Consider the following 8,660-nt stretch of genomic DNA (forward strand, 5'->3'; position numbering starts at 1 on the left):
GGATCAGTGAGCGGGGTCCGGTGCGTGCGATCGCAAGGCGGAGGAGGGAAACGACGCGGAGCGTCGGCGACCGACGACAACGCGGCGAGCGTGCGTGCCGGGGCACGCGAACCCGGCGTGATCCAGACGAAAGGCCCTAGGCTTTGGTCATGACCCCTGTCGCCGCCGCGTCACCGGCCCGTGCGTACCGAAGGCTCAGCGTCGAGGAGCGCCGCGCCCAACTGCTCGGCGCGGCGCTCTCCCTCTTCGCCCACCGGGCCCCCGACGAGGTCTCGCTCGACGAGGTGGCGAGCGTCGCGGGGGTCTCCCGTCCGCTCGTCTACCGCTACTTCCCGGGCGGGCGGCAGCAGTTGTACGAGGCGGCGCTGCGCTCGGCGGCCGAGGAGCTGATCCTCTGCTTCACCGAGCCTCCGGTGGGACCGCCCACCGAGCGGGTGACGCGGGTACTGGACCGCTACCTCGCCTTCGTCGACGAGCACGACACCGGGTTCAGCGCGCTGCTGCGCGGTGGCGGCGTCGTCGGGACCTCGCGCACGTCGGCGATCGTCGACGAGGTGCGGCGGGCGGCGGCCGAGCAGATCCTGCGCCATCTGGGCGAACGGTCCGAGCCGGGCCCCCGGCTGCGGATGATGGTGCGGACCTGGATCGCGGCGGTCGAGGCGGCGTCCCTGATCTGGCTGGACGAGGAGAAGCGGCCCGCCGCGTCGGAGCTGCGGGACTGGCTGGTGGACCATCTGATGGCACTGCTGGCCGCGACCGCGGCGAGCGACCCGCAGACCGCGGAGGTGCTGGCGGCGCTGCTGCCGCTGGAGCGGCCGGAGGGCCCGGCGGGCCGCCTGGCCCAGGGCCTGGGCCCGGTGCTCGGCGGGGCGGGCCATCTGCTGCCGGGGGCCGGGCGGTGACCGGCCGGGACGGCTGACCGGTCGGGACCGCTGACGGACCGGGACGGGCGACGGGTCCGCCCCGGGCGGGCCGCCCGCCGTCCGGGACCGGCCGACGGGCAGACGGGCGTACGGGCGGACTGTCGCGTGGGCGGACGGGCCGCCCACTCCCGGACTCGGCGGGCCGACCGCTGCCGGGTGCGGGCCCATCGGTCAGACTGGGGCGGTGCGAAGCGAGAACACCGCCTTCACCGGCGGCCCCCTGGACGGCCGGGTGCTGCCCGTGCTGGTCGGCCCGACCGGTCACCCGCCCAAGTGGTACGAGGTCCCGGTACCGTCCGCCGACGGCGGGCCCGCCACGGTGCACGCGTACCGCAGGGCCCCGGCCGGCTACTCCAAGCGGCTGGGCATCCAGCGCGGCTGGGTGTACGAGTACGTCCCGGAGGGCCGGGAGCGCCGCACCCTCAAGTGGCCCTGGTCCAAGCCGGACTGACGGGCCCGGTAGCGGAGACGGCCGCCCGTACCCCCTAGGATCGACGCTCTGGTGCCCAGGGACGGTCAGCGAGGGGGTGCGCCATGGAGGCGCTGCGTCAGGACGATCCACGCCGCTTCGGCCCGTACACCGTGCTCGCGCGGTTGCGCACGACCGCGGGCAGTGTGCTGTACCTGGCGCGCGGGGCCACCGGGGACGACGCGGTGGTGGTCACCGCGGCCCGTACCGGACTCGCCTCGCAGCCCGTCTTCCGGCGCCGCTTCCAGGCGGAGGCCCGCACCGCGCGCGAGCTGGCCGGGAGTTGGGTCCAGCCTTCGCCGGACGGGCCGGACGGCGAGGCCGACGAGTTGCAGTGGACGGCCGCCCCGTATCTGCCCGCGCTGACCCTGGCGGAGGTCATCGGGACGACCGGACCGCTGCCCGAGCGGGCCGTGCGGGTGCTGGGCGCGGGGCTCGCCGAGGTCCTGGCGCGGGTGCACGCCTCCGGGGCGGTGCTCCAGGGGCTGGCCCCGCACACGGTGCTGCTGGCCGGGGACGGGCCCCGGCTGATCGCCTTCGGCCCGCTGGGGGCGGCGGTCGACGCGTCGGCGGGCCCCGGCGGCCAGTTGTCGGTACGGCTCGGATATCTGACGCCGGAACAGGTCGAGGGCGAGGAGCCCGGACCCGCCTCGGACCTCTTCGTGCTGGGCCTGCTGCTGGCGTACGCGGCGACCGGCACGACCCCGCTCGCCGAGGGGCCGGCCGCCGAGGGCGCCGAACGGATCGCCCGCACCGACCCCGAACTGGGCGCCGTCCCTGCGGAGTTGCGCGGTCCGATCGCCCGCTGCCTGGAGAAGGACCCGGCCGCCCGGCCGAGCGCCGAGGAGATCGCGGCCGAGCTGGCCCCCGGGGGCGCGGCGGAGTCGGCGGAGGACGGCTGGCTGCCGGACGCGACGGCGGCCGCGGTGGCGGAGCAGGGGATGCGCGTACGGGAGGTCGTCGCGTCCGGTGAGCGGATCGAGGCGACGGAGGCGACGGAGGCGACGGGAACACCGGAAGCACCCGTCGCAGAGGCGTCCGGGGCCGCCGAAGCCTCCGTGCCCGCCGCCGCACCGCCCGCGGACACCCGGACCGCCCAGCTCGGGGACATCGCCCACCGGGCCCCGGCGACAGACCGGCCCACGACCCAACTGGCCGTCCCCCAGGAGCTGACCGGCCGCCCCGCCCTGCCACCGGCGTCCCCGGCGCTTCCTGCGGTCCCGTCCTCGGGGCCCGTACCGGCGCTGCCCGCCGGGCTCTCCCCCGTACCGGCCGGGCCGCAGTCCACCAGCGCCCTGCCCGCCCTGCCCGCGTCGCCGGGCGCGGCGGACCCCCGGCCGCTTCCGGTCCCGCTGGGCACCCGCCCCGCCGCCCCGCCCTCCTCCGCCGCTTCGGATGTCGGGCGGCGGAGCCTGTTCATCGGGCTCGCCGCCGGGGCCGCCGGGCTGCTCGTCGGCGGGGGCGGCGCGCTCGCACTGGCGGGCGGCGACGGGGACACCGACGACAAAGCCGGGCCCTCGCCGAGCCACGGCGGCCCCACCGTCGCGGGCCTGCCGCCGCAGCCCCGCTGGGTGTACACGCACCCGGAGGCCGACGCGGCGTCGCTCACCGCCACCGTCTGGAACAAGCGGCTGCTGGTGCTGACCGGCGAGTCCGGCGCGTCCGCCGTCGACCTGCGGACCGGGCGCCGGATCTGGGAGAACAAGGACGCGGCCGGCGGCCGGGCCGTACCGGACGCCGGGCAGGACTTCTGCTTCGTGGCGACCCCGTCCGCGTTCCTCTGGCTGTCACCGAAGGACGGGAAGACCGTGCACCGGGCGGCCCTCGCGGAGCTCTCCCCCGAGACGCCGTCGCTCGCCGCCCCGTCGGTGACCGGTGCGTCGGGGACGGAGCTGTGGTTCACCGCCACCGAGACGGTCACGGTCAAGGCTCCGCCGCCGAAGAAGGGCAAGAAGCGCGGCAAGGACCAACGGGTCGTCAAGGCGTACCTGTTCGGCTACGACCTCGCCCGCCGCGCCCAGCTGTGGCGGACCCCGGTACCCGCCGGACGCGGCACCGCCACCCCCGTCCACCGGCTGGTCGCGGTCCGCGGGGACGGCGTGGTCGTGCGGCAGACCTCGGCCACGCTCGCCCCCGGCCAGGTCAAGGCCGACAAGGGCAAGGCGGTCTTCCGGAGCTTCGACCGGAAGACCGGGAAGCCGCAGTGGAACCATTCGTTCGGCTCGGTCGCGCCGGACGCGGCGGTCGCGGGAGACGACCGGGGACTGCTGTACGAGGCGGTGGGCGACGCCCTCCAGGCGTTCGAGACCCCGGGCGGCAAGCCGAAGTGGACGCTGAACGGCACCGGCGGGGCCCCGTTCGGCACCCCCGTCGTCTCCGGGACGGTGCTGCACGTCACCAGCCGCAACCAGGAGGTCGGCGCCGTCGAACGGGAGACGGGACGGCTGCGCTGGCGGCGCTCCACGGAGGCGGCCATCGGCACGGCGGCCCCCGCCGTCACCCTCAGCGCGGGCGGCGGAACACTGCTGGCCGCGGACGCCTCCCAGGTCACCGCCTTCGCCTCGGCGGACGGCCGACGACTGTGGAAGTTCCAGGACATCGGCGCCCAGGACCCCAAGGGCCCCACGGTCACCGCCCCGTACCGCGTCCTGCCCGCCGACCGCACGGCCGTGGTCCAGCGCGACCGGATCTTCTACGCCTTCCCGGTCGACTGAGGCCCCGCCCCGCCCCGGTCGCGGCCGCACGCGCGATGCGACCGGGGCGGCGGGTCACACCGGCCGGATCCGTACGTCACTCCGGGGCGGGTGCGATCCGATCACGTCGCCCGCTCCGGACCGGGCGTATGCGCCGACGACCACGGTGGACAGGAACGTCGCGTAGGCCCGGTCGGGCAGGCACGCCCCCGAAAGCTCGGCACCCCACCTCGACACCCGCGCCCTTCCGGGCGAATCCGCCCGGCGCCACGCGCCACGGTTCTTGAATCCTCCGACATCGAGTGACCGTATTGTCTCGTTGCGCTCACTTATGGGGTAGTCCCATGATCGCCCCGTTGCCGGAGGTGTGTCATGCCAGGTGGAGTCTCCCGCACGGTCTGTGCCGCGGCCCTGGCTGCGGTCGTCCTCGCACCGGCGGCCGTCGCCGCCCCCGTGCCGGTCACCCCGAGGAACAAGAGTGTCGCCCAACTACTTTCAGAAATGCGGCAGTTGTATCAGCAGGCCGAGGAGGCCACCGAGGCGTACAACGGCACCGTGGCGGAGCTGAAGCAGCGCAAGGCGCAGGTGAAGAAGCTGGACGCCGCGCTCGTCACCGCCCGGTCCGCGCTGGCCGACAGCCGTGACGCGGTGGGGCGGCTCGCCCGGGAGCAGTACCAGGGCCGGTCCGACTTCTCCGCGTATCTGCAACTGCTGATGTCCCGGAACCCCGAGGGCCTCCTGGACCAGGAGCATCTGATCCGGCGCGCGGCGACCGTACGGACGGCGGCCGTGCAGCGGCTCACCGGTGCCGAGAAGCGCGCCGACCGGCTGGCCGCCGAGTCCCGCGCGGCGCTGGACCGGCAGCAGACGCTGGTGTCGAAGCGGAAGAAACAGCGGGACGCGGTCCGGTCCCGGCTCAAGAACGTCGAGACGATGCTGGCGTCGCTCTCCGGCAGTCAGCTCGGCGCGCTGTCCCGGCTGGAGCAGCGCCAGACGACGCAGGCGCAGCGCGCCCTGGCCGCCTCGGGAGCGCTGTCCTCGACCGGGCGGCCGTCGGCGGCGGGCCGCCGGGCGGTGGCGTACGCGATCGAGCAGATCGGCAAGCCGTACGTGTGGGGCGCGCAGGGCCCGAACTCCTTCGACTGCTCGGGGCTCACCTCGCGGGCCTGGGCGAAGGCGGGCCGCCCCATCCCGAGGACCTCCCAGGAGCAGTGGCGGCAGTTGCGGAAGGTCCCGGTGAACGCGCTGCGCCCGGGGGACCTGGTGATCTACTTCCCGAAGGCCACGCATGTGGCGCTGTACATCGGCAAGGGGCTGGTGGTGCAGGCGCCCCGGCCGGGCTCGCGGGTGAAGGTGTCGCCGATGGGATCGAACCCGCTGCTGGGCGCGGTACGCCCCGACCCCGGCAGTGCCCCGCTGTCCGCGTACCGGCTGCCGAGGCTCCCCTCGGGCGCCGCCTCGGGTTCGCACACGGGGTACGGCTCCTCGTCCGCCCCGAGGCGCTGAGGCCGCCGGGACGGCGGACCGCGACGGGCGGGACGGTGGCGGGGCCGACCCGTACCCCTACGGCTGCGGGCGCTCCCCCGTCCCCCGCGCGTTCTCAGCCGAGGAGTGTCGTCAGGATCAGTTCGTAGAAGACGAAATAGGCCAGCAGCGAGAAGGGAACGGCGGTCAGGAGGGCCAGCGCCCGTTCTCTGTGGGTGCGGCCCATGAGCAGGGGGACGAGAACCAGAATGGCGAGGCAGGCCCACGCCTGAGGGGCGTAGTGCAGAACCCAGCCGTAGTGGATGGCTTCCGTGCCGAAGACGCCCGCCAGCGCGGCAAGGCCGATGACACGGTGGCGAGGGCTGCTCCCTCGCCACCCGAAGCCCGCCGCCCCGAAGAGGGGACCGGCGACGAACGCCATGCCGAGCCAGACGAGCGGAGCGAACAGGGAGCCCATGCCGTCGCGGCCGACCTCCGCGTAGCCGTAGTAGCCGACGACGAGACCGGACTCGGCGAGCAGGCCCGCGACGACGGCCGTGGACAAGCCGGCCTTCCGGGCCACCAGCGCGCCCGCGACGAACGCGGCGACGGACCAGACCCCACCGGAGTTGACGATCTGATTCCACGCACCCGGAAGCCAGCCCTGGAGCAGGTTGGTCAGGACGCCGAGAAGGATCCCTCCGACGCATGCCGACGCTGTCGCGCAGGCCCAGGATCTTCCACTCGTACCGGGCACTGAGGCGATGACCGGGGACGCGCTCATGGTGGTGCTCACTTCGTCTGTCGAGGGCTGCGTGGCTCACACCGCTTGGTGCAGTTGTAAGGATGCGTGGCGTCGGCGGTACGTTCCCCCGACCTGCGGGCGCTGACGTGACAGGGGCCTACGGCGCTGTACGGAGTGCGCGGTCGCGGGCCAGCGGTGCGAGGCCGGCCATGAGGCCGACGGCCGCGAGCGGGATCAGGTCGAGGTCGACCGTGATCAGGGCGAAGGACACGAACACGAGCACCGGGCTCCACACGGGCAGCCGCCTGGGCCGTACGGCTGCCAGCATGATCAGCAGGGTGAGCAGGCCGAGCTGGAAGGCGAGCGGGCCTGCAAGCTTGAGAAGGTCGGGCAGCGGGGCGGAGTCGGCCAGGCCGGGGAACAGGTCGCCGAGGATGACCCACACGAAACAGCCCGCGCCGAACACTCCGCCGATCACGGCGGCACCGGCGGCGGTTCGGGTCCGGGCGGTGGTCGCGGGAACGAGGCGGCGCAGCTCCACGACGAAGGCGCCGAGCAGGAGGAAGGCGGCGAGGAAGAACGTGTGGCCGAGGTTCCAGGCCGTCCCCGGGCCGTGGTCGCCGTCCATGCCGTCGATCAGGCGCAGCACGCCGTAGCACAGCAGCAGGAAGGGGATGAGGACGGAGAGCGGTCGGGTTCCGCGCGGCATCGAGGTCATGCCCATACGGTGTCGGCCGACCTGGTCATGAGGTATCGGGATGATCCCCGGGCGCACCCGGAGGGCCGCCTTAGGGGTTGGGCCGCTCAACGACCGGCGCTCTCGGGGTACAGCACCCCCGCGGGGGCTCCCAGGGGCCCATCCTGCGGGCGTTGTGAGCCCGCCGCCCCCACACCCCCGCCTCGGCCGACGGCCGGGCCGCCCGTGGGCCGTCCGAGGACGGCCCACAGGCACCGACGTTCACCAGCGTCGACCGCTGCTCCGCAGGTGGGACGCCTACGCGGCGCCCGAGACCTCGGCCAGGTAGGCGTTGGTCTTCTCCGGGTCGAAGAAGAAGTTCTCGAAGTCCGCCGGGTCGTTGAAGCCGTTGGCGAAGCGGTCGGCGACCGGCTGGAGCTGGCCGCCGGCGCCGATCAGGTTCAGTACGTGCTCGGGCGGTACGCCGAGCATGGCGTTGGTCCACTTCACGACGTGCTGGGCGGTGTCCCAGTAGCGGTCGAACGTGGCCTGCATCCATGCCTCGTCGAACTCGCGGTCGCCGTGCTCGACGATCGAGTCCAGGTAGGCGTTGGCGCACTTGGAGGCGGAGTTGGAGCCCTGGCCGGTGATCGGGTCGTTGGCGACGACGACGTCAGCGACGCCGAGCACCAGACCGCCGCCGGGCAGTCGGCCGATCGGCTTGCGCACGGTCGGAGCGTACCGGCCCGCCAGGGTGCCGTTGGCGTCGGTCAGTTCGACCTTGGTGGCGCGGGCGTACTCCCAGGGGAGGAACTTCTCCATCAGCGCCAGGGTCGTCTCCAGGTGCTCCGCGGGGTCCTTGATGCCCCGGAAGACGTCGACCGGGCCGCCGGGGACGCCTTCCCAGAACAGGATGTCGGCGCGCCCGGAGATGGTCAGGGTCGGCATCACGAAGAGCTCGCCGACGCCGGGGACCAGGTTGCAGCGGACCGCGTCGAACTCCGGGTGCTCCGGGCGCGGGCCCATCCCGTGGACGTACGCGACGGCCAGAGCGCGCTGCGGGGCGTCGAACGGCGAACGGGAGGCGTCCCGGCCGAACATGGAGACCAGCTCGCCCTTGCCCGCGGAGACCAGCACGAGGTCGTAGGCGCGGGAGAAGTAGTCGAGGTCCGAGACGGCCGCGCCGTGGATGACGAGCTGACCGCCGCGCTGGGCGAACGTCTCCATCCATCCGGCCATCTTGACCCGCTGGTCGACGGACTGGGCGAAGCCGTCCAGCTTGCCGACCCAGTCGACGGCGCGCGAGGAGTCGGGCGCCGCGACGGAGACGCCGAGGCCCTCGATGCGCGGGGCCTGGGACTCCCAGAAGTTGAGCTGGTAGTCCCGCTCGTACTGGAGCGCGGTGTGGAACATGCACTGCGTGGACATGACCCGGCCGGAGCGGATCTCGTCGGCGGTGCGGTTGGACATGAGGGTGACTTCGTACCCCTTGGACTGGAGTCCGAGGGCGAGCTGGAGGCCGGACTGACCTGCTCCGACTATGAGTATCTTCCGCATCGCGCTTCTCCGTGCTGTGTCTGGGACGTCTGAGGCAGGGCCTAGGACCTGTCTTCAAACTGCCGTCGTCCGGCCGGAGGCCGGGCCGTGCGGTGTCCGGTGCGTGCGATCGCAAGGCGGAGGGTCGCTCCGA

General features: G+C 73.9%; 7 protein-coding genes. 4 read left to right on the top strand and 3 right to left on the bottom strand.

All coding sequences use genetic code 11. The annotated features are described in order from the left end of the window. Nucleotides 1-149: 149 nt before the first annotated feature. The 4 genes from ACF08W_RS34850 to ACF08W_RS34865 all read left to right on the top strand — a co-directional run bounded on the left by ACF08W_RS34850 (nucleotide 150) and on the right by ACF08W_RS34865 (nucleotide 5,591). On the top strand, nucleotides 150-902 hold the full coding sequence (locus tag ACF08W_RS34850) for a TetR/AcrR family transcriptional regulator (protein ID WP_392281752.1): 753 nt from the start codon (nucleotides 150-152) through the stop codon (nucleotides 900-902). 205 nt (nucleotides 903-1,107) lie between these two features. Then, on the top strand, nucleotides 1,108-1,374 hold the full coding sequence (locus ACF08W_RS34855; protein ID WP_392281753.1) for a hypothetical protein: 267 nt from the start codon (nucleotides 1,108-1,110) through the stop codon (nucleotides 1,372-1,374). Between the two features lie 83 nt (nucleotides 1,375-1,457). Beyond that, nucleotides 1,458-4,106 (top strand): PQQ-binding-like beta-propeller repeat protein, encoded by a 2,649-nt coding sequence (locus ACF08W_RS34860; protein ID WP_392281754.1) that lies wholly within the window; start codon nucleotides 1,458-1,460, stop codon nucleotides 4,104-4,106. A gap of 351 nt (nucleotides 4,107-4,457) precedes the next feature. Next, nucleotides 4,458-5,591, top strand: coding sequence for an NlpC/P60 family protein (locus ACF08W_RS34865; protein ID WP_392281755.1), 1,134 nt, complete (start codon nucleotides 4,458-4,460; stop codon nucleotides 5,589-5,591). Nucleotides 5,592-5,685: 94 nt separating this feature from the next. Here ACF08W_RS34865 and ACF08W_RS34870 read toward each other — a convergent pair whose 3' ends face one another. The 3 genes from ACF08W_RS34870 to ACF08W_RS34880 form a co-directional block, all read right to left on the bottom strand. Beyond that, entirely contained in the window at nucleotides 5,686-6,333 is a 648-nt protein-coding gene (locus tag ACF08W_RS34870) for a DUF6518 family protein (protein WP_392281756.1), read from the bottom strand. A gap of 118 nt (nucleotides 6,334-6,451) precedes the next feature. Further along, nucleotides 6,452-7,012 (bottom strand): hypothetical protein, encoded by a 561-nt coding sequence (locus tag ACF08W_RS34875; RefSeq protein WP_392281757.1) that lies wholly within the window; start codon nucleotides 7,010-7,012, stop codon nucleotides 6,452-6,454. A 276-nt stretch (nucleotides 7,013-7,288) separates the two neighbouring features. Beyond that, nucleotides 7,289-8,527 carry a styrene monooxygenase/indole monooxygenase family protein gene (locus ACF08W_RS34880; protein WP_385218367.1) on the bottom strand — a complete coding sequence of 413 codons (1,239 nt, stop codon included), beginning with the start codon at nucleotides 8,525-8,527 and terminating at the stop codon, nucleotides 7,289-7,291. Nucleotides 8,528-8,660: the final 133 nt, after the last annotated feature.

This window comes from Streptomyces sp. NPDC015144 (assembly GCF_043079735.1).
GTDB lineage: Bacteria > Actinomycetota > Actinomycetes > Streptomycetales > Streptomycetaceae > Streptomyces.